This is a genomic window from Archangium violaceum, assembly GCF_016887565.1.
Classification (GTDB): domain Bacteria; phylum Myxococcota; class Myxococcia; order Myxococcales; family Myxococcaceae; genus Archangium; species Archangium violaceum_B.
The window spans coordinates 12,036,180-12,058,084 of sequence record NZ_CP069396.1; the positions used below are offsets into that span (position 1 = coordinate 12,036,180).

Annotated in this window: 15 protein-coding genes and 1 pseudogene; 7 read left to right on the forward strand and 9 right to left on the reverse strand. The window is 65.3% G+C overall.

Features of this window, described 5'->3' with window-relative positions:
- Positions 1-400 precede the first annotated feature (400 nt).
- The 4 genes from JRI60_RS48030 (at position 401) to JRI60_RS48045 (ending at position 7,706) form a co-directional block, all read left to right on the forward strand.
- On the forward strand, positions 401-3,070 hold the full coding sequence (locus tag JRI60_RS48030) for an ELWxxDGT repeat protein (protein WP_204222789.1): 2,670 nt from the start codon (positions 401-403) through the stop codon (positions 3,068-3,070).
- A gap of 140 nt (positions 3,071-3,210) precedes the next feature.
- Positions 3,211-5,106 carry a hypothetical protein gene (locus JRI60_RS48035; protein ID WP_204222790.1) on the forward strand — a complete coding sequence of 632 codons (1,896 nt, stop codon included), beginning with the start codon at positions 3,211-3,213 and terminating at the stop codon, positions 5,104-5,106.
- Positions 5,107-5,253: 147 nt separating this feature from the next.
- On the forward strand, positions 5,254-7,167 hold the full coding sequence (locus JRI60_RS48040) for a hypothetical protein (RefSeq protein ID WP_204222791.1): 1,914 nt from the start codon (positions 5,254-5,256) through the stop codon (positions 7,165-7,167).
- A gap of 62 nt (positions 7,168-7,229) precedes the next feature.
- Positions 7,230-7,706: a hypothetical protein gene (locus tag JRI60_RS48045; RefSeq protein ID WP_204222792.1), complete on the forward strand. Its 477-nt coding sequence runs from the start codon at positions 7,230-7,232 to the stop codon at positions 7,704-7,706.
- A gap of 582 nt (positions 7,707-8,288) precedes the next feature.
- On the opposite strand, the gene JRI60_RS48050 is transcribed toward JRI60_RS48045, so the two are convergent.
- The 3 genes and pseudogenes from JRI60_RS48050 to JRI60_RS55265 all read right to left on the reverse strand — a co-directional run.
- A complete protein-coding gene (locus tag JRI60_RS48050; RefSeq protein ID WP_204222793.1) occupies positions 8,289-8,480 on the reverse strand; it encodes a hypothetical protein in 192 nt (63 codons plus the stop codon).
- Positions 8,481-8,622: 142 nt separating this feature from the next.
- Complete coding sequence (locus JRI60_RS48055; protein ID WP_204222794.1) at positions 8,623-9,195, reverse strand: imm11 family protein; 573 nt, start codon at positions 9,193-9,195, stop codon at positions 8,623-8,625.
- Positions 9,196-9,205: 10 nt separating this feature from the next.
- Positions 9,206-9,346: pseudogene (locus tag JRI60_RS55265) on the reverse strand (AHH domain-containing protein); the annotation flags it as partial.
- Positions 9,347-10,103: 757 nt separating this feature from the next.
- On the opposite strand from JRI60_RS55265, the gene JRI60_RS48060 reads away from it, so the two are divergent.
- On the forward strand, positions 10,104-11,969 hold the full coding sequence (locus JRI60_RS48060; RefSeq protein WP_204222795.1) for a sensor histidine kinase: 1,866 nt from the start codon (positions 10,104-10,106) through the stop codon (positions 11,967-11,969).
- A gap of 48 nt (positions 11,970-12,017) precedes the next feature.
- On the opposite strand, the gene JRI60_RS48065 is transcribed toward JRI60_RS48060, so the two are convergent.
- The 5 genes from JRI60_RS48065 to JRI60_RS48085 all read right to left on the reverse strand — a co-directional run bounded on the left by JRI60_RS48065 (position 12,018) and on the right by JRI60_RS48085 (position 15,760).
- Complete coding sequence (locus JRI60_RS48065) at positions 12,018-12,614, reverse strand: type IV pilin protein (protein ID WP_204222796.1); 597 nt, start codon at positions 12,612-12,614, stop codon at positions 12,018-12,020.
- A 228-nt stretch (positions 12,615-12,842) separates the two neighbouring features.
- A complete protein-coding gene (locus tag JRI60_RS48070; protein WP_204222797.1) occupies positions 12,843-13,169 on the reverse strand; it encodes a hypothetical protein in 327 nt (108 codons plus the stop codon).
- A 64-nt stretch (positions 13,170-13,233) separates the two neighbouring features.
- Complete coding sequence (locus JRI60_RS48075; RefSeq protein ID WP_204222798.1) at positions 13,234-14,361, reverse strand: fatty acid desaturase; 1,128 nt, start codon at positions 14,359-14,361, stop codon at positions 13,234-13,236.
- A gap of 59 nt (positions 14,362-14,420) precedes the next feature.
- A complete protein-coding gene (locus JRI60_RS48080; RefSeq protein WP_204222799.1) occupies positions 14,421-14,783 on the reverse strand; it encodes a hypothetical protein in 363 nt (120 codons plus the stop codon).
- Positions 14,784-14,938: 155 nt separating this feature from the next.
- On the reverse strand, positions 14,939-15,760 hold the full coding sequence (locus JRI60_RS48085) for an N-acyl amino acid synthase FeeM domain-containing protein (RefSeq protein WP_204222800.1): 822 nt from the start codon (positions 15,758-15,760) through the stop codon (positions 14,939-14,941).
- A gap of 535 nt (positions 15,761-16,295) precedes the next feature.
- Between JRI60_RS48085 and JRI60_RS48090 the strand changes: the two genes are divergently transcribed.
- Positions 16,296-17,795, forward strand: a complete 1,500-nt coding sequence (locus JRI60_RS48090) for an FAD-binding oxidoreductase (RefSeq protein WP_204222801.1) — start codon at positions 16,296-16,298, stop codon at positions 17,793-17,795.
- A 578-nt stretch (positions 17,796-18,373) separates the two neighbouring features.
- On the opposite strand, the gene JRI60_RS48095 is transcribed toward JRI60_RS48090, so the two are convergent.
- Entirely contained in the window at positions 18,374-19,759 is a 1,386-nt protein-coding gene (locus tag JRI60_RS48095; RefSeq protein WP_239470163.1) for a hypothetical protein, read from the reverse strand.
- Between the two features lie 294 nt (positions 19,760-20,053).
- Here JRI60_RS48095 and JRI60_RS48100 point away from each other — a divergent pair, with 294 nt between their 5' ends.
- Positions 20,054-21,871, forward strand: coding sequence for a DUF6055 domain-containing protein (locus JRI60_RS48100; RefSeq protein ID WP_239470164.1), 1,818 nt, complete (start codon positions 20,054-20,056; stop codon positions 21,869-21,871).
- Positions 21,872-21,905 lie beyond the last annotated feature (34 nt).

Below are 21,905 nucleotides of genomic sequence, written 5' to 3' on the forward strand. Positions count from 1 at the left end.
CTACTTCTCGTCACCGAGCCAGCGGGTCATCACGTCGGCGTACGGAGGCGACTACACCTCCGAGGCCCTGACGCCTCAGCTCTGGAAGAGTGATGGCACCCTGGAGGGCACCGCGCTCGTCAGGGACAATACCCAGACATCGCTCATGATCGGGCTCGATGGGTACCTCTACTTCCATGCATCAGGCGGGTGGAAGAAACTCCTCGGCTCCGCGGCCTTGGACCTCTTCCCTCCCGGCGGGGAGATGCCACCCTCGAGCGTTGCGAGCCAGGATGTCGAGACATTGAATGGGGCGTTGTTCTTCACCTACACGTGGGGCCTCTCATACGGGCCCGCCATCAGCGACCTGGAGCCGTACAAGCTCGTCCCGGACAAGCTCGTCCCGACGGCGGATAGAATCTTGAAGGTCAAGGACATCATGCCGGGAGACAGCTCGTCGGAGCCCTCCGGATTCAAGAACGTGGGCGGTACCCTCTTCTTCGCCGCCTATGCTCAAAACCTCGGCCGTTCCGGCAGAGAGCTCTGGAAGAGCGACGGGACGGAGGCCGGCACCGTCCTGGTGCGGGACATCCGCCCAGGAACAGGCAGCTCGCTTCCCTCGATGCCGACGCGCGTGGGGACGACGCTCTTCTTCCTGGCCAATGATGGAACCCATGGCGAGGAGTTGTGGAAGAGCGATGGGACGGAGGCCGGCACCGTCCTCGTCAAGGACCTCACTCCCGGCGGTTTCGGCGGGAGCGTCAAGGCGATGGAGGCCGTGGGGACGAGTCTCTTCCTGGTGCGCTCTGGCGAGAGCGGCCTGGAGCTGTGGAAGAGTGATGGGACGGAGAGCGGCACCGTTCTCCTCGGGAACTTCCACCCCGGAACTGGAAGTGCGAGCACCGGTTCACTGACCGCGGTGGGGACGACGCTCTTCTTCGTGGCCGATGATGGCACGCATGGCGCGGAGCTGTGGAAGAGCGACGGCACGATAGGCGGCACCGTCCTGGTGCGGGACATCCGCCCAGGTCCGGACGGAGCCGGGCTCCGGGACTCGAGGAATGTGAATGGGATGCTCTTCTTCGTGGCCGATGATGGCGCGCATGGCGCGGAGCTGTGGAAGAGCGACGGCACGGTAGGCGGCACCGTCCTGGTGCGGGACATCCGCCCGGGGCAGCCCGCATCGGCTCCCGTCAAACTGGTGGCCTCGGGCGACACGCTCCTCTTCTGGGCCGATGATGGCGTACATGGCTCGGAGCCGTGGAAGAGCGACGGCACGGAGGCCGGTACCACCCTCGTCCGCGACGTGGAGGCGCGGCCCGCGAGCTCGGTGCCCGGTGGCCTGGCCCGGGTGGGCCAGACGGTCTTCTTCCGGGCCAGGACGGAGACGCACGGCGAGGAGCTCTGGAAGACCGACGGAACGGAGTCCGGCACCGCCCTGGTGAAGGACATCTGCCCGGGCAGTGGGGCCTCCATTCCCAGGAATCTGGAGAACGTCGGTGGAACGCTCTTCTTCCTGGCCAGTGACTGCAGGAGTGGCTCGCGGCTGTGGAAGAGCGACGGAACGGAGGCGGGCACCGTCCCGCTCCTGGACATCCCCGGGAACATCGGACCCATGCGCGCCCTCAATGGGGTGCTCTATCTGGTCGCTGGTGGTTACTTGTGTAAGAGCGATGTGACGAGGGAGGAAACCATCCTCGTCAAGGACATCTCCCCTGGTGGGCCGAGCGACTCGACGTCCACGTTCCTGGGAGAGCTGGACGGGAAGCTCTTCTTCCCCGTCCGCAGATCCACCGGGGCCGGATTCTCGCTGGAGCTGTGGAAGACCGATGGGACGACGCTGGGCACCACCTCCGTCAAGACACTGGGGGCCGCTCTGGGCACTGTCACGGAGGGGTCGACCCTGAATGGGCTCCTGGTGTTCCCGGGCCCCGAGGGCCAACTCTGGAAGAGTGATGGGACAGAGGCCGGGACGCTCCTGCTCAAGGATCTCTCCCCGGGAATGGGGGTCCGGGAGATGGTGAAGGTGGGCGACAGGATTTTCTTCAGCGCCAAGGGGACCTATTTCGACGCGCAGCTCTGGGTCACGGATGGGACGGAATCCGGGACGGTGCTGCTGAAGGCCATGTCTGAGATCAGCGACCTGATGGAGCTGGGTGGGGAGGCTTACTTCCACGTGGGCTCGGAGCTCTGGGTCTCGGACGGCACGGTCGCGGGAACGGTCCCCGTGGTGAAGGGCGGTTTCGCGGGCCAGGTCATCCTGTCGATGTCGCGTGCCGGTGGCCGGCTCCTCATCGCGACGCGGAGCGTCGGAGGCAGCTGGCAGAGCAGCGGCCACTGCTGGATGAGTGATGGGACGGCCGCGGGGACGTTTCCCGTCGAGGGCCATTCCTCGTCCTTCGGGTACGACTGCGGCGTCCGGCTTGGCAACCAGCTCCTTCTTTCCGGCTGGGACCCGGCCCAGGGGCAGGAGCTCTGGACGGTGCCCCTGCCCGACTTCATTCGCTGCCCCGGCCCCTACATCGTGGAGGCGACATCCGCGATGGGGGCGAGCGTGGCCTTCAGCCCCGCGCGGGTGGACGAGGAGCGTGAGCCACGTCCCTCGGTGCAGTACAGCGCTGCTCCAGGCTCCATCTTCCCGCTGGGAGTCACGGATGTCTCCGCTACCGCGGGTCCGGGCTTGAGTTGCACGTTCCCCATCACGGTGCGGGATACCACGGCGCCCACGGTGACCTGCCCGGCGGAGCAGACGGTGCTGGCGGCGCAGGCCCAGGGCGTGGCGGTGGAGTATCCCGCGGCGACGGTGTGGGACGCGGTCTCCACCCCGGAGGTGTCCTATAGCCAGCCTTCGGGCAGCACCTTCCCGGTGGGGAGGACCCTGGTCACGGTCTCGGCCAGGGACGCGGCGGGCAATACTTCCTCCTGTGAGTTCCACGTCCAGGTGACGGCTTCGGGAAGCTCCCAGCAGCCCTCTACCTCCATGAGCTGTGGAGGCTGCGGGTCGACCGGGCCTGGTGCGCTCGCCTGGCAGGTGCTGACCCTCGTAGCGCTCCTGGGTCGGGGTATGGGGATGGGACGGAGGAGAGGGTGAGCGCGTTTTCGATGGAGCACGCTCAACCTCGCCGAGGGCGAGAACATCAGCACCGACACCCGGCCACCGTGCGTGAGTACGTCCGGAGCCTGGGCTATCGTGTAAAATGAAACCAGGGCCGGCGATGCAGTGGAGTCTGTATGCGCAAGGCAGTGCTTCTGGCGATGGCCGTGCTGTTGGCGACGTTGGGTTGCAAACCGCATGACTCATGCCCGAGCAGTCAGGTCTGCGATGGCGATGGCGATGGCGATGGCGATGGCGGAGTAGGCGATCCCGTCTGGGTGGATGAGCACATCTGGTTGAACGTGCAGCTGTACAACCTCACCGGGACCCTCCGGGGGGAGCTCCCCGTCACCCAACCCCTGGAGTGCTGGGAGGCAGGCCTGCGGGTCATCAACAAGACGACCGGATACGTTTTTGAACTCCCCATCACGTGTCAGACGTCCGGCAGTCACGAGTACAGGTGGGCGTTCCAGGCGAAGCTCCCCCCAGGAACCTACCGGGTGGAGCTGGAGCTCGACCACGTACCGTTTCTGCCCACTGGGCGCATCGAGCTCATCCCCTCCCTGGAGGTGAGCGCCGATCTCGCTCTCCAGTGGGTCGTCCCGACGAGCCATACGGTCTCCACGAACCTCCTGCACAACGGGGCGCCCCTGGTGGATGGGGCGTACAGGCTGCGCTTCTTCGACGTCTCGAGTGGAAGGCTGGTGCATGACGGCTCATCCTCGAAGCCCCCGGTCATCGCGTACGTCTTCCCGGGTACCTACCAGGTGACGCTCTCCTCGGACTGCACGTCCTCGCTGCCCTGTGGGGATCGGGTCGTCTTCCCCTCGCTCCTGGTGGACAAGGGCCTCGCTCTCACGGTGGAGCTCCAGAGCCACGCCGTATCCGGGCTCGTCCTGCACAATGGCGCGCCCTTCTCCGGCTCCACCTGCGATGCCCCACGCTCGACCGTCATCTTCCGGGACACCTCGACTCGCAAGGAGCTCTCCATCCCCGTCACGTGCACACCCACCGGCGGGTGGCTCTTCAACGGGCGGGTGTACCCGGGCACGTACGAGGTCTGGCTCGACACGCGGGGAGGCTCCCGCCTGCCCGAGGGCCGGACTCTCCTCCTGCCGTCGTTCCAGGTGACGTCGGACCTCTCCGACCTCACCCTGGACGTCAAGACCCATGCCCTCTCCGCCCGCTTCCACCCCAGCGGCTCCACCACCGATACGAGCTGCACCGAGGTCAGACCGCACCCATCCCCTGATCAGAGCCCCATCTACACCTTCTCCTATCTGGACCTCGAGGAGACGACGACGGGCGGGAAGGTGCGGCTGCCTTTTACCTGCCCGTCAGGCGTCGGCTGGTTCGTCTCCGGGCGGGTCTACCCGGGGACGTATCGCGCGGTGATGAACGCGCGGTGGGGCTCGAACCTGCCCTCCACGCCCTACACGGTGATTCCTTCGGTCCAGATCGGCTCGGATACCTCGCTCCCACCCCAGGACGTCAGGGCCTTCTTCGTGGGGGGCAGCATCCTGAAGCATGGCGCACGTATTGCCGACACGACCTGCGACACCTCGGGGGGCTCCTCGGCGCTCTCCTCCTACGTCGATTTCGTCGATGAGGCCCGAGGCACCACCGAGTCCATCAAGATCCAATGCGCTGCGGGCTGGAATTTCGGCGGCAGGCTCTACCCGGGGACCTACAAGGTCCGCATCCGCGCCCACAGGCAGACCCGCCTTCACGACGGGACCCTGACCGTCCTCCCCTCGCTCGAGGTGGCCGCGGACAACCCAAGCATGGTGTTCGACCTGCGGCCTTCCACCCGCCTTGGGAACATCCGTTACCAGGGCGCTCCCTACAGCTGTGCCAGTACCTTGACCCTGCGAGAGCTCTCGACCGGCGATGAGCTGAACCTGGACATCCAGTGCTTGGGCAACAATCCCTCACAATTCTACGGCACGGTGTACCCAGGGACCTACGAGATGACCTTGTGGAGCCTGAGCATGGGTCCGAACGTCGTGTTCCCACGGATACGGATCGAGTAGGCCCACCGGCAGCCGCCTGGTGCTGGCCGCACCCGAGGCCGGTGCTGAATTCCTCACATCTCTTCCGCGCACTCGCTCGGGCTGGAGCCGGCCGCCTGGGCTGTCGTGTCAAAATGAAACCAGGGCCGGCGATGCAGTGGAGTCCCTATGAGCAAGGCAGTGCTTCTGGCGATGGCCGTGCTGTTGACGACGTTGGGTTGCAAACCGCATGACTCGTGCCCGAACGGTCAGGTCTGCGATGGCAATGGCAATGACGATGGCGATGGCGGAGTGAGCGATCCCGTCTGGGAGGGTGGGCACACCTGGTTGGACGTGAAGCTGTACAACCTCACCGGGACCTTCTGGAACGATGGGAAGCACTTCTCCGGGTTTTGCGCGGGCTCCGAATTGTGGTTCATCGACCAGACGACCGGACACGAGTTGCCCGGCTCCATCAGCTGCAAGAGCGATACGGGTGGTCGTCCCCTCGGGTCGTGGTACTTCTCGACGAGGCTCCCCCCGGGAGCCTACCGGGTGGAGCTGTATGTACGATCTCCGCTGACTCTGCCCGCTGGGCGCATCGTACTCATACCGTCCCTGGAGGTGAGCTCCGACATGGAGTTCCGGCTGGACATCCCGCTCCATACGGTCTCCACGAACCTCCTGTACAACGGGGCGCCCCTGGTGGATGGGGCGTACAGGCTGCGCTTCTTCGACGTCTCGAGTGGAAGGCTGGTGCATGACGGCTCATCCTCGAAGTCCCCGGTCACCTCGAGCATCCTCCCGGGCACCTACCAGGTGGCGCTCTCCTCGGACTGCACGCCCTCGCTGCCCTGTGGGGATCGGGTCGTCTTCCCCTCGCTCCTGGTGGACAAGGGCCTCGCTCTCACGGTGGAGCTCCAGAGCCACGCCGTGTCCGGGCTCGTCCTGCACAATGGCGCGCCCTTCTCCGGCTCCACCTGCGATGCCCCACGCTCGACCGTCATCTTCCGGGACACCTCGACTCGCAAGGAGCTCTCCATCCCCGTCACGTGCACACCCACCGGCGGGTGGCTCTTCAACGGGCGGGTGTACCCGGGCACGTACGAGGTCTGGCTCGACACGCGGGGAGGCTCCCGCCTGCCCGAGGGCCGGACTCTCCTCCTGCCGTCGTTCCAGGTGACGTCGGACCTCTCCGACCTCACCCTGGACGTCAAGACCCATGCCCTCTCCGCCCGCTTCCACCCCAGCGGCTCCACCACCGATACGAGCTGCACCGAGGTCAGACCGCACCCATCCCCTGATCAGAGCCCCATCTACACCTTCTCCTATCTGGACCTCGAGGAGACGACGACGGGCGGGAAGGTGCGGCTGCCTTTTACCTGCCCGTCAGGCCTCGGCTGGTTCGTCTCCGGGCGGGTCTACCCGGGGACGTATCGCGCGGTGATGAACGCGCGGCGGGGCTCGAACCTGCCCCCCACGCCCTACACGGTGATTCCTTCGGTCCAGATCGGCTCGGATACCTCGCTCCCACCGCAGGACGTCACGACCTTCTTCGTGGGGGGCAGCATCCTGAGCCATGGCGAGCAACTGGGAAAGACCTGCGACAACCGATGGGGCGGCACCGACGTGCCTCACTCCTACATCGATTTCGTCGACGAGGCCCGGGGCACCACCGAGACCACCATCATCCAATGTGACACGAGTTGGGAGTTCGGCAGCCGGCTCTACCCGGGGACCTACAAGGTCCGCCTCCGCCCTCAGGAGTCCCTCCACTACGGGACCCTGACCCTCATCCCCTCGCTCGAGGTGACGGCGGACCATCCAGACATGGTCACCGATCTGCGGCCTGCCATCCGCTATGGGAACATCCGTTACAACGGCGAGCCCCTCATCGGCAACAACTGCGCCAGTACCGTGAACCTGCGAGAGCTCTCGACCGGCAGCGAGCTCAAACTGCGCATCACCTGTTCGAGCACCCAGCCCGCGCAATTCAGTGGCGTGGTGTACCCAGGGACCTACGAGGTGACCGTGACGGAGGGAGTATTCCGGCCGAGTCAGTACGTCGTGTTCCCTCGGATACGGATTGAAGAGGGGAGTTGACGCCTGGAGTCACCTCCTGGCAGACCACTTCCCAAGAAACATCGGGAAGGCGAGGAGCACGCATGCGCGAGGAGAAGAAGTCCGAGTCGAGCGGGGAGGCGGTGAAGCAGGTGGGGCCGTATCAACTCCACGAGCAGGTGCCGCAGGACAACTACAGCCGGGGGGAGCTCTACCGGGCCACGCACGAGACGAGCGGGGAGACGACCCTGGTGTTCAAGCCCGCCGCCACGGACGAGAAGGGCGCGGGGCCGCTGACCGACTGGCAGATACGCCTTACGTCCTCGGCCTCGGATGGCTACGTCTCAATGAAGGCAGAGGAGCCCCCGAGGTCCGTGGCCACCGACGAGCACTCGGTGGAGTCACTGGTGTGCACCTTCGAGGAGGTGCGTGAGGCAGTGGGGCGCATGGACCACGCCCTCCACGCGGCCAACAAGCCTCGCCCGTGGTGGCGCCTGGGACTGGCGCTGTCGGGTGCCACCGTGCTCTTGGTGGCGCGTTCGATTCCCGCCGCCTCCAATCGAGGTTGCCCGCCGCCTTGAGTCGAACCCACTCCTAAAAAGGAGGCACGGCTCGCATCAGGGGAGCAAATCGGTTCTTGTCGGTCCAAATTTGGACCAAATCCGGAGGCGTATAGGCGGGATGGGGCCGTGTTGAGGGAGAGAGCTGGAGCCGAGGGGGCGATGAGGGCTGCTGACGGGTGCCACGAGGGCTGAGCGCCGGGCCGGTGGAGACGAGGTGCAGCCCCATTGGGCACACGCCGGCCCAGGAGGCCCCCCAGGGGGAGGCAGCAGGGGCGTGGGCGTCTGGGCACCGTGACTGCTCGAGGCGCAACACCACGCCTGCTGGGGTGGCCCCTGCGCTACAGCAAGCTGAGCAGGCCGCGTAGGCAGTGCCAGGTGCCGCGGAATGGCGCGCACGGCGTTGGGGCCGTCAGGTACGCCAACACCCGGCGCCCGCCTCCACACCAACGACGGCCGCCTCAGTCACTGCGACGACGCTCTGTTCGCCGTGTTTTGGCAGAGGTGGCCACTCCTGCCGAAAGGACACAACCAGCCAGCAGGCAGACCTACCCGCTGTAGGCGTTCTCGATCGAACGCGGAGTCGCACCATTGTGGGATGGCTCAGTGGCGCTGCGCCTCCGGAAGCAAACCCGCTTCAGCCGTCTCCAGCTCCAGAAGGAGCAACATGGCGCGCTGGGAGATCTTCACCGAGGCATCTGGCAACGTCCGCGTCCAGTACGTGGTCCTCCGGTCCAGGCAGCAGGTGTTCGTGTGCGGGGTCGTCCGGCCTGACACCCCAGTCGAGCTGCTCATCGACTTCGTTGGTCCTGCATGGCAATGCCCAGCCCCTGGACCTAATCTGCTTTGCTAACACCGGCGTTGTGGTGCCGGTGCTGCCGCCGGCGTCGGCAACTGCCAGACCGGAACCTACGCTTCACGTATGGCACACTTCTGATCAGACTTCGTCGAATCGCCCACCCACCATGCCAGTTCGCTCCAGCGCTTCCTTGATCTCGCCTTCGACAATGATCGGTGGATGCCAGCCCCAAAGCCGGAAGACGCGGGCATCGCCAACCTTCGACTTGTCGATACGTAATCCGGAAACGGAACGGTACTCACCAGCTCGATGAGCCTGCACCCCCTCTGCGGTGTAAAACTGAACTTCTTCACACGCCGCGTCGTTGATGCAACGGATCTGCCGCGCCACGTTGAGCAGATAATAGGTCTCGGCCTCTCCTTCTACCTCGACAGGAAAGAGCTGAGCATCAGTCGGCGCCAGCGCACGAAACACGGATGCGGCCCGTGCGCTGAGAATCGGAGTTAGCGCTGCTCCCGCAGTAGTGAAGTCCAGCGGCTTCCCAAGACGATATATTGGGATGCGCAGCCTCTCGCGAAGCTCTACTGGCCGACCGTTGGAAAACTGCCAGATATCGTCGATCTCGATTCCAGCGAGGTTGGTCGGATCCGCGAGATACCAACGCCCCGGAACGTAGACGTCGATACTTAGATCAAAGAATCGTCGTTCCATGGCATTACCCCTATGGACTCATCGTGATGAGCCTACGCAGCTTGGTACCCTCTGTCATGAGATCTTGAGCAATCTTTCCCAGTTCTTCAACCAACGCAGCTCGGCACTGCGCAGGGCCTCGACATCCCTGCGTGGCTTGTTCGATACGTCGGTGCCCCGTGTCCCGTGTCCAGGTTCACAACTCGCGTCGTCGCACATCCTGACGCGAGCAGCAGCAGCGCGACGATTCCGCAGATCTTCATGGCGCTCCCCGAAGTCAACGTCACTGCGCATCCGATACACCGTACCTTCTTAGCAGGATGGGGTGTTACCGAGCACACTGGATGAGGGAGAAGTGGGCCAGAATGAGCGAGCTGGTTGATGGGCATGCTCCCAGCGAGTAGGGGTAGCCCATCACCGAGACTGGAAAGGCGAGGCACGTCGACTGATGGGATGGCCACACGCCCGTGGGTTGGGCGAGCCGCTCCCGTCCTGGCCGGTCCGTGTCAACGCGCAGGAGCAGGAGTAGAGCGGTTGCACGAGGAGAGCGGAGCTGCATGGCAATGACGCGCCTGGACTCGCCCGGACAGAAGGGCGCCCCATCTTCTGACCGCCGAGGATCGGGCCCGCGTGGAGGCCCACCTGCGTGAGGCGTTCTCCGCCCTGCCCCCCTGCCCTCCGGGCGCCCGGCTCTTGGGCATGTCCGGCACGCGTCCAATCGGTGCGCGCTCGAACGTCGGCAACGGCCCCGTGGGCCACTCAAGGCGGGACAGGGAAGACAGGTTCAAAAATCCTGTCGCCCTGTCCGGTGATGTTCTTCGAGTCAACACCCCCCACCTCGTGGGGAGTCGACGCGGGCATGCCGGAGCCCCAGCTTGTTGGGCCTTGAGAATCATCCCTCCCACAAGGGCTGGCGCACCTGCGCGGACATGCATCGCCTGCACATCCACTCCAAGCTGCTGGTCGCGTTCATCATCGTCCTCCTGCCGGTGATGGGACTGCTGCTCGTGGACTTCCTCTCGGACCTGCGGAGGACCCGGCGGAGCATCCTCGACGCCCAGTTCCTGACGGCCCAGGCAGTCGCCCTGCAAGCATCCGAAACGTTCGATACCGCCATCGGTTTCGGCTGGGCCGTGTCCAGGGATCCGCTGCTCCAGACCCTGGAACCCCGCCGGTTGGATCCGCACCTCCAAGAGCTGGTCGCGCGCAGCCCCCTCTATGACTCCATCGGGGTCTTCGACGCCACCGGCCTCAACCGCGGCTGGAGCAACCCCACCCACCCGGACGAGCCCCGCGTCTGGATTGGCGACCGCCCGTATTTCAAGAAGGTGCTGGCCACCAACGCCCCGGTCATCTCCGAGGTGCTGGAGTTGCGGCGCCCCATCCGCACGGGGCTGCTCGTCAGTGTGCCGCTCCACGGCCCCGAGGCGCGTCTGCTCGGCGTCCTCAACGTGGTGATGCGGACCGACCTGCTGGAGCAGCGGTACGCGGGCGCCCGGCTCCAACCCGGGCAGGCCCTCTTGCTGGCCGACATGAACGGACGGCTGGCCTTCCATACCGGCGAGCCCGAGCTCTCATTCGAGCGGAGCAACGCCTTCGCCCACTTCGAGCCCCTCCAGGCGGCGCTGACCGGGACGCCCTCCCGGGTCGCCCGGTTCACCCACCCCCTCCAAGGCGATGAGCGGCTGGGTGCCTTCGTCCCCGTCCCCCATCATCCGTGGGCCGTGGGGGTGACCGTCCCGCTCGACGTCGCCATGGCGCCTCTCTACAAGCGGATGCGCACGATGCTCGTGGCCTTCACGGGGATCCTGCTGCTGAACATCCTCCTGGCGGCCCTGCTGGCCCGCTTCTACGCCCGCCCTGTGCGACAGCTTCAAAAGGCCACCCAGGCGCTGGGACGTGGAGAGATGGAATGGCGCGTCCACATCGCCACGGGGGATGAGTTGGAGGAGCTCGGCACCGCCTTCAACGAGATGGCGGCCCAGATCGCGCGGCGACAGGTGGAGGTGGATGCCCTGCGCGAACACGCCGAGCAGCAGGCCCAGCAGCTCGCCGCGGCGCTGCGGCTGCGCGAGGAGTTCATGTCGGCGGCGGCCCACGAGCTGAAAACCCCGGTGACCACCATCCAGACATGGGCGGAGCTGTTGCTCAGCCTGGAGACGGGGACTCCCCGCCAGCGCAAGGGGCTCGCCACCATCACCCGGAACACGCGGCGGATCGCCCGGCTGGTGGAACACCTCTTCGCGGCCATGCGGATGGCGCCCAGCCCCACGCAGCTGGAACGCCAACGCTTCGATCTCCACATGGTGGTGAGGGAGCAGGGGCAGAAGCTCGCACGGAGTACGGAGAGGCCCATCCACATCGACGCCACCGGTCCGCTCTTCATCCACGCCGATCGCCAGCTGCTGGGAGAGGCGGTGGCCCACCTCCTGGACAATGCGCTGCTGTACTCACCTCCCGGCGAGCCCATCGAGCTCCGGGCATGGCGCACGGACCACGAGGCCAGGGTCTCGGTGCATGACCAGGGGCCAGGGATTCCGCCGGAGCGCCAGCCCCACGTCTTCGAGCCCTTCTATGAACCCCTGCCACCGGGAGCGCCGGGGTACACGGGCGTGGTGAGGCTGGGACTGCACCTGAGCCGGCAGATCATCGAGGCGCATGGAGGCCGTATCTGGGTGGAGAGCCTCCCGGGCCAGGGCTCGACGTTCTGTTTCAGTCTCCCGCTGAGCGAGGCTCGGACCGAGCTGGATTCCCACGCGTACGGCCAGGACGGAAGCTCCACTCCCCACCACTGAGGGGGGCTCGGCCGCCCCGCGCGAGCAGCACAACGGGCGGAGGCGCCCTCAGAAACCGCACTCGAGGTCGTCGTAGCTGTTGAGCGGGGTGTTGGCCGGCACCAGGTCGCCTCGCTCGGCGCCACAGGTCCCCGAGACGCGGACATCCTCGGTGGCGATGTACCAGGTGTCCACGTCTTGCAGATCCTCGTCGAGCTGACTGACCGCGAAGGCGCTGATGTTGCAGCCCGGGCAGGGGCCCGAGATGCCCGGATCGTCAGAGGCATCCCCCGGGCCCAGGTGGGTGACCCTGAAGCGCATCGGGACAGGCAGGTCCGGCTGATCCATGCCGTGCGCGTAGCGATCCACGGCGATGCAATCCACCGGTTGCGTGTTGGGCGGGAGGGTGGCCGTATCCCGGTGCTCGCAGAAGAACGGCCCGGAGCTGAAGTAGTAGGCGTAGCGGTTTCCGCGCTCGACCGTGAAGCCGATGGCGCGGATGTTCTCTTCATAGCTACGGGTCTCCTTGTAGTAGGCATGCTGGGCCTGGGCCCACGACTTGAGGGTGTGCCGAGCCTCGGCCTGGAGGGCGCGGGACCGGGCCGCCAGGAACCGGGGCACGGCGATGGTGGCCAGCAGTCCGAGCATCACCAGGACGATCGCCACCTCGATGAGGGTCGAGCCCCGGCTGCGGCGGGGCGGATGGGGGGAAGGTACATGGGGTCCTCTCCTACGATTGGGGAATGGGAAAACGGCATCTGCCTGTCAGGGCAGCGAGCCCTCAGCAGGGTCCAGCCAGCCAGTCCCTGGCCCAACACTTTGAACTTCCGTCGGTCCCCTGGACCCGCGGTGCATATGGGCTGACCATTTTGGGCAAGCCCGTGACCAGATTCGTCAGATCGCGCTTCCTCTGCCCGTGCAGGGAAGGACGCGGAGGATCTTGATTCTGGTCGCGCTGCTGCCCGGTGCGGCGAAGGCCACGCTCCCATCCGGGAAGGCCACGAAGTCCTGATAGCGGTTGCCCTTCACATCCACCTGCAGGGCCGGACCGTTCGCGGCACCGGTCGCGCGATCCAGCGCCTGGACGTAGAGCTTGCGGCTGGTGTCGCTCCGGAGCAGCTCTCCCGTCCGCGTCGAGGTCTCCCAGGCCGCCAGGAGCTGGTTCTGCCGTCGGTGACGGACACCTCGAAGGTGATTTGCGCGGGCGGACACCTTGGGCATTGAGGCGCCTGGCTATCTGGCGCGCACTGAGTCCTCAAGAAAGAATCAACATCCGAGAAGACTTTCACCTGGAGTAGATACCCTGTAGAAACCTTCTCAGCCCGTCGATCATACCCTTGCGAACATTCGCGTGGTAAAAAGAATCCTTCTCAAAGTGAGGAGACAAACGTCTTCTCGCTTCCGGAAGATGATGAAAAGGAATCGAGGGGAACATGTGATGGGTCATATGGTACTGAGTTCCCACCGGACAAAAAAGAAAAGTGCTCAGACCTCTTTTTTCAATCTCGATACATTCTTCAATGTGCTCACTCCAAGGAATGGGAGCGTCCCCCATGCTAAAATACTTGTGGGTCACCGCGAGGGCCCTGATACCGTTAATCACGCCCACGAATGTAATGATCGATGCCCAGACGACGATTGCGCTCCAGTGAAGCTTGCCCGATAGAACGAAGATCACCAAGGCCCAGAGATAAGCAAAAGTGACCATCTCTTGGATCGACCAGGACTTCAGCACAGACGCATCTTCGCTGATCCGACGAGCAAACCGAGACTTCATCCCCATAAAGGAAGCCTCTCTCAGCACCAGCTGCCGGAGTTTGGAGTGAAGATGGCTTACGGGAGTCAGGATACAGAAACGGAGAATTCCTAGATAAGGGAGGAATAGATTCATACCCAAGAATTCAATGAGACCTGATGTCGGGGCCTTTTTGAAATTGATGTACTCCGGGTCAAGGATCGTTCCGTACTTCTTCGTGTGATGGTCAAGGTGGTTATCACCGTAAATAAAAGCTGGAATAGCAAACAGGCATCCTACGAGGATGTTCCAGGCCCAGAAAAACGAACCAAACTTCCCTTGATCAAGGTGAGCAAGCTCATGGGTGAACGTTACGGCATGGTAGACACAAATGACGGAAACAAAAAAAACGCAGAAGAACACGAGGTCGAACTGAAGATTGTTTGCTTTGTAGATTAGAAAACCCAGAGAAGCCCAGGCCGAAAGGGTTGCCAAGAGGAAATAGCTCCAGAACACCTTCATGTCAGGTTCCATGAGATCGCTCAAAAGTGGTCTTAATTCCTTGCGTCTGAGCTCGATTCTCTCTTCTTCCATGATCATCTCACTTCCTGATGCTATTTCAACGCAAACCACAGGTTCGTCCAACAACCATTTTCCAGTCAGGATCGTCACTGCCATCCATGTACTTCAATAAAAACAAATCATATTTCACGAGCTCTCGATGTTGGCACTTTCAGTCAGATGTTAGAGTACTTCACCCCTGGCCCTGGGCACCCGCGCCACCCCGCGCACCCACTGGTAGGACGCGTCCACGGACTCACCCAGGCTGTCGTCGCCGTCAGGAAGGTGTCGAGCGCCTCCAGCTTGCGCAGCTCCGCCGGCTCGAGGAAGCGCTCGGGCTCCGCGGCGCGTATCGACACGATGAGCTGCGTGGTGCCTCCGAGGTGGTTCTCCACGAAGGTGGTGTGCTGGCGCAGGGGCGTCTCCTCCCCGAACTGCTCCAGATTGTTCTCGTCCACCTCCAGGCGCGTCAGGCCCGCCCCCGCGACCAGGATCATGGCCACCGCCGCGGCCGCGAGCCAGCGCGGATGCCGAAACATCCAGCGGACGTACGCCGCCATCCACGTGTCGAGCCGGCCCGGGCCCCGGGCGGGCTCGCGCCGGATGTACCAGGACGGCCGGCCGCAGCCGCGCCGCCAGCGGCAGCAGCAGGAAGGAGACCCTCATGGACAGATGGATTTCGGGGGAACCGACATCAGGAGTAGGCCAGGGCAGGCACGGAACGGGACGGCCTGGAGGGGGCCATCGGGTGCGGGAGCGCGAAGGGCAGCACCGAGCTCAGGTGTGCCCGCTCCTCCGGACTGAGGGCGGCAATGACATCCGGGCGCAGCCGGGCCAGGTGCGCCACCGCACGTGCCCGAGGGCCCTGGAATCGCTCCAGGAAGTCCGGCTCCGCCGGGAACTGGAAGCCGGGTTCCTCCCGGACGCAATAGAATTGATAGGGATTGGCGTTGGAGGGACGGGAGCCAAAGCGTTGCAGAAGCTCGCGCGGGGCGTCCTTGACGCGCAACCGCAGGCAGATGGCCAGGGCCTTCTCCGACAGCCCCTGGTACCTGCGCCGCTCCCCCACGCGCTCGAGCGGGAGAAAGCTGCGATACAGCACCTCCACGTCCGGGTGAACGGTCATCACCATGTCGTCCACGCCCAGCAGGGCCGCGGTCCGGTACACCATCTTGTTGAGCAGGTGCACCACGCCCACGCTCCGGTGGCGGCGGGCAATGCACAGCGCCCCCACCTCCGCCAGCCGCCGCCCCTGGGCCCGCAGTTCCCCCAGCACGTCCGCGAATGTCTTGTCCGAGGGGATACCCAGCGGGGAGTCCACATGCAGCGACACCGTCCCCACCACCTCGTCGGCGACCTTGGCCACGAGGATCACCGTCGAGGGGAGCAGCAGGTGCGGCGTCACCTGCACGCCCTCGGGGCGCGGGGAGATCAGCCCGCGGTGCACGTAGCCTTCGTGGAGTACCCGCGCGGCAGCCTCCAGCTCCGCGGGGCTCTCCGCCACCTTGATGCTCACGCATGCCAGGCTTGCGGAGTCGATGCGAGAAATCGAGCGGACCAGCCGCTCCTGCATTTCCTGGGGAAGCCACCGCAGACAGTGTCGGACGAGATGTCTCATGCCGACCAGCAGAGCAATTCCTGGACCAACCCCGGGGCACGCGCGCATTCCCTGTGGAGACTCACATCGCGTGTCGGGCGCGACAGCCCTCGAGCCGTAGACAGTTCCCCACAGTCTGTTGGGTGATGCCCACGAAAAGCCGGCTCCGAGAGGCGGCGCGGCCGCCGGCCCTGGGGATGACGTCACATTTTCTCATTGCACCCGGCGCGCTTTAATGCATCTCTAGACAGACACATCCACAGCGTGCCTCCGCAAGTGATTGCGACCCTGCCGCGTCCCTCCCTCTCTGCCAGATCACGGGTCCACTGCCATGTCTCTCCCTTCTTCCACCGAGTTGTCCACGCAGACCCTGGAAGCTCTGGCCGGAATTGTCGGCCCGCAGTGGCTCCGCACCGGAGAGGAGGCTTGGAAGCGGGGCACGAGCACCACGTCCGTGAGCAGGCGTGTCCCGGCGGTGGTCTTCCCCGCGTCGACGCGTGAGATCGTGGCCCTGGTGGAGCTGGCCAACGCGCAAGGGCTAGCCCTGTACCCGGTGAGCACCGGCCGTAACTGGGGCTACGGCTGCGGGGCGCCCGTGCGGGATGACTGCGTGGTGGTGGACCTGTCGCGGATGGACCGCATCGTGTCGCTCGACGCGGAACTGGGCCTCGTCACCGTCCAACCAGGGGTGACGCAGAGGATGCTGAGTCAGTACCTCCGAGAGCACCAGCTTCCCTTCCTGGTGCCCGTCACGGGGGCCGGCCCGGATTGCAGCCTGCTGGGCAACGCCCTGGAGCGCGGCTACGGCATCACCCCGCATGCGGACCACTTCGGCGCCATCACCCGGCTGGAGGCGGTGCTACCGGACGGCTCGCTGTACCGGTCCGCGCACGGGGACCTTGGGGGACAGCGGGTGGACCAGGCCTTCAAGTGGGGCGTCGGCCCGTACCTGGACGGGCTCTTCTCCCAGAGCAACCTGGGCATCGTCACCGAGCTCACCTTCGTGCTCGCCCGGAGGCCCGAGCACCTGGAGGCCTTCTTCTTCTGGGTGCCCGAGGACACGGGGCTGGAGGACGCGGTGGGTGCCATCCGCGAGACGCTGCGGGAGCTGGGCGGGGTGGTGGGCGCCATCAACCTCCTCAACCCCCAGCGCGTGCTGTCCATGGTCGCGCCCTACCCGCGCAACCGGGTGCCGCGCGGTGAGGTGCTCTCCGCGGAGCTTCTGGCCGAGCTGTCCTCCCGGCATGGCGTGGCGGCGTGGACGGGCACCGGAGGCCTGTACGGCACGCGCGAGGTGGTGCGCGCCGCGCGGAGCACCATCCGGCGGAGGCTGGGGCGGGTGGCGCGGCGCCTCGTGTTCCTGGGTGCGGATCAGGCCCGCATGCTGGGCCAGTGGCTCCCCCGGCTGCCACTGGGACTAGGCGCGAAGCTGTCCCCGCAGGCGCGCATCCTGTCCAACGTGGTGAGCGTCCTGGAGGGGGTCCCCACACAGATGGCCTTGCCACTGGCCTACTGGAAGTCAGGCCGACGCCCGCCGGAAGGGGCTCCCCTGAACCCACACGCGGATGGCTGCGGTCTGCTGTGGACCTCTCCGCTCGTACCCATGGTGCCGGAGTTGGTGCGCACCTACGTGCGGACCGTGCGGGAGGTCACCGCGCGGCACCGCATGGAGCCGCTCATCACCCTCACCTCGCTGTCCGACCGCTGCTTCGACAGCTCCATCCCGCTGCTGTTCGACCGGGAGGATCCGGACGAGGCCGCCCGCGCGCTCGCCTGCCAGCAGGCATTGCTGGACACCTGCCGCCGCGAGGGATTCCTGCCCTACCGCGTGGGGACCCACACCATGCGCTGGCTCGCCGAGCAGGCTCCCCAGGCCTGGCGGCTCACCGAGCACCTCAAGCGCGCCCTGGACCCGCGCCAGGTGCTCGCGCCTGACCGGTATTCCGGCCTGTGATGAACCGATACACTGGAACCTGCACTTCCTTGAGGGGGTGTACTGGCAGCGTGATGGTCACGCGCTCACTTAAGGGTGGCGGACCTGTGGCAGTATGTGGGTGCCGTCCTGACGGCCGCAGGTGCTCACAGGCCCAGCCCCTCTGCCATCCCCTCCTGCGAGGACAGCCTGGCCAGGGGGGTGCCCCAAGGGGGCTGCACCGCCTCTGCACCGGCCTGGCGCACTGCCCAGCAGCCACCCCACCAACAAGCCCGAGGCGATGACGAGGGGTCGTGGGAGTGCGGCCCCTCCCATTCCAGAGGAAGGCCGGAGGGGCCCCACCGCTCACCACGGTCCACCGTGGGCGAGTTCCAGGCCATGGGGCCGCAGCAGACGGCCAGACCTCCGAGCAGGGCGAAGCTCAACAAGCGCGTGCGCCTGCTCTCGGTCCCGTGAGCCGCGCTGAGGACTCATTCACGGCCAGAGGTGGGCTCCGGGCACGTCATCCTCTGACGCGGCGTCATGAACGGACACAGTTCGGCTGGCGCTCTACCGGATGTGAGTGTTCACCTGAATCAAGAACCCACACCCCTCTTTCCTCATCCCGTGCAGGGAAGGATGCGGAGGATCTTGATTCTGGTCGCGCCGCTGCCCGGTGCGGCGAAGGCCACGCTCCCATCCGGGAAGGCCACGAAGTCCTGATAGCGGTTGCCCTTCACATCCACCTGCAGGGCCGGGCCGTTCGCGGCACCGGTCGCGCGATCCAGTGCCTGGACGTAGAGCTTGCGGCTGGTGTCGCTCCGGAGCAGCTCTCCCGTCCGCGTCGAGGTCTCCCAGGCCGCCAGGAGCTGGTTCTGGCCATAGGCGGCCAGGTGGGGCGCCCGGTCGTTGAGGCCCGCATCACTCGCCAGGACGATGTCCTTGTCGGCGGCACCGTCCACGAAGTGCAGGAGGTGCACGTCCGCGAGCCCGTTGGCGTTGGGGGTCTGCCCCGAGCGGATGTTGCTCGTCGTGAGCCAGTCCCCCCCACCCGTGGCCGTCACCAGGTTGCCCAGGTTCGAGTAGGAGAGGTCAACGGGCTGGATGGTCTTGTAGGTGGGGGCGAAGGCGATCCGGTTGTTGTTGTCGGTCTTGCAGATGGAGACGAACTTGCGGGCCGTCGGATCCCAGATGAGCCGCTCATAACCGCTGTGGCTGCAACCCCAATCGAAGCCGCCGGCCTGGAGCTTTCCGTCGGTGCCGACGACCTTCATCCGGTCGCCCTGGTGGATGTTGATGCAGCCGTTCTGCGAGACACTGATGGCGGCGCCGAAGTAGCCCGCGTAGCGCGTGCCGTCGAACGCGATGCGCCCGTGGTGGGCGTACCACCAGATCATGTAGACGCTGGGGCCCGTGGGTCCGGTGGAATAGGGCGGCAGGGTCTCGCTGGAGCTCGTCAGGACGGTGGCCCACGTCTCGGTGCCGCCGTCGAAGCGCACCATGTACATGTCGTAACAGGGCACGGGCGGGTTGGGAGGGCTCCCGCAGAGGTTGGTCGGTGCACCGCAATTGAGCGTGCCCCCGCCCTTCGCATTCCGTGTCAACAACAGCGTGCCCCCTGTGTTGTCGGCGTACAGGTCGGCGAAATCATTCGCTGGCAAGCCGAAGGACGTCCCCACCGGCAGATCGCTCGCATCGAGCTGGGTGATGTGCACCTTGCCGTCATTGCCCATCCAGGCCAGGCGCGAGCCTCCGGACGGAATGGGGGAGATGACGAGGGGCTTGAGCGCCACTTCGTCCTCGTTGGTCACGACCGTCGCGCCGACATCGATTTCGGTGATGCGCACGCGCTCCCGGGTGATGTCGCAGCTGGCGTCGGCGGCGGGAGCGTTTGGAGCCGGAGCCTCCGATGGTGGGGCGTCGCCGCCGGTGGCGGCCGGAGCAGGCGCGTCGCCAGTACAGGCCATGGATACGAACCAACCGCAAACCAGGACCAACGAACCCATGAGTTTATTCTTCATGTCTATCATCCGGGGGGTACGTGTTGCCGACACGTTGATAGCATCATCTTGGATGGAGGGTCTGATTCCTGTCTTCTTGGAAGTCGGAACGCTGGAGATTCAGCGCAACCCTTTCCGATCATCGTTTCCATTGAATTACTGTTTTGGCATGTTACACAGAAACGATTTGTCGAGCAGGCAAGAGAGTGTGAGACCATGAGAATCCATAAGACACTGCGAATTCCAGCCCTTCTGCTCTTGATGGGCGCCTTCGGAACCGGGTGTGCCCAGGACGAAGGGATGACGCAAGGAGAGGACTTCTCCAGCGAATGCACCGGTGACGAATGCACCGGCGGCAGCGGTGAGTCCGCGACATTGGCCGCGTGCGATCCCGGAACCACGACGACGGCCTGGGCGACGAGCTGCCCGACCTCACCACCAGCCTGCACCGCGGGCACCTGGACCGCGGGCGGACCGGATCCGGATCACACCAACTTCAAACTGATCCGGGAGTCCGCGCACTTCGCAATCTATTCGGACGAGGCCATCTCCAGCACCACGGCTCAAGCCGCGCTCGACACGCTCGAGAACACGATCTGGAAGACCTACTTCGGAGCGCCGATCTTCTTCAAGGAACCGCTCTGCAACCTGTCGAACAAGACCAAGGTCAGCATCCACGTCCACTCCAACTGGGGTCTCACCGGTGGCGCCTGGAGCTCGACACGGATGGGAATGTGGATCGGAACCGGCGCGCTCAATGATCACTGGGGGCTCGCGCACGAGTTCATGCACGCCGTGCAGAGCGTGAGCGGCGGCATGACCTGCAACCAGTCGAACACCTGCGGCTGGATCTACGAGAGCCACGCCAACTTCATGCCGCACCAGCTCCCCGAGTACCGCAATGAGGTGCACTGCTCGGAGATGTCCGTGAACGCGCCGCACGTCTATCTGGGCTCGACGCGTGATCGCTACTGCAACTGGCAGTTCATGGAGTTCTTGAAGGACAAGCACTGCTACAGCGCGGTCAATGAAATCTGGACGAGCAGCCCGAGCAATGACCCGTTCTCGCAAATCATGAAGACGCGCGGCTGGAACATCAGCCAGATGAACGACTTCTTCGGCGAGTGGGCGATGCACAACGTGACCTGGGATTACAAGGATCCGCCCCCGACCAGCGGCGCCAACCAGGGTCCGACCTATCGCGCGAGGTACGGCTCGATCATGAGCAAGTCGAGGCCGGAGCAGCGCCTCCGGCTGACCCAGCTCGAGCCGCTGGATGGGAACTACGCGACGAACCGGCGCTTCGTGACGCCGACCGGCTGGGCTCCGCAGCGCTGGGGCTACAACATCGTGCGGCTCTACCCGGAGGCGGGCGCCACGAGCGTGACCGTGACCTTCCGCGGCGTGACGCAGAGCGGGGCGGACTCCGATTGGCGCTGGGGCCTGGTCGCCACGGACAGCGCCATCACCACGCCACGCTATAGCGCTCTGCAGCGCGGCGCGAATGGGGAGATCAACTTCTGCGTCAATTCCGGCGAAGCGCTCTTCCTGGTCGTGGTTGGAACGCCCTCGGTGCAGAAGCAGATCGTCTGGGATCAGCAGTACAACACCATCCATCGCTACCCGTGGATGGTGCAGCTCACGAATGCCTGGCCCGAGGGGTTCAAGACCGGCACGCGGGACGCCTGTCCTTCGGGAACGCAGCGTCACTCGAACGGCGGCGGCTGTGTCATCAGCAGCGTTCCGGCGAGCGTGTATGTCGGGCCCTATGCTCAGGTGCTCGGCGGGAGCGTGAGCGGCTCGGCGCGCATCGAGGATCACGCCGTCGTCCTGTCGGGCAACGTCTCCGGGGGCACCGTCACCGGCCTGTCCGTGCTGACGAACGGCTTCAGCGTGAGCGGCTCGGCCAGGGTCGCCTCCACCTTCTACCCACTCGGCTTCTACGAGGGCCAGCAAGCGGTGTCCGGAACGGCGCAACTCATCGGCGACCTCGAATACCGGGGCGTGGGCCTGAACAAGTCGAGCGGCACGTACTTCGGTTTCGTCGATTCGAGCACTCCGGCCGCCTCGAACACGACGGACGTCACGATCGCACCGCCCTACGCCTGGCGGCCGTAGTGTAGAGGTGGAGGCCGCTCGTCTTGACGGAGAA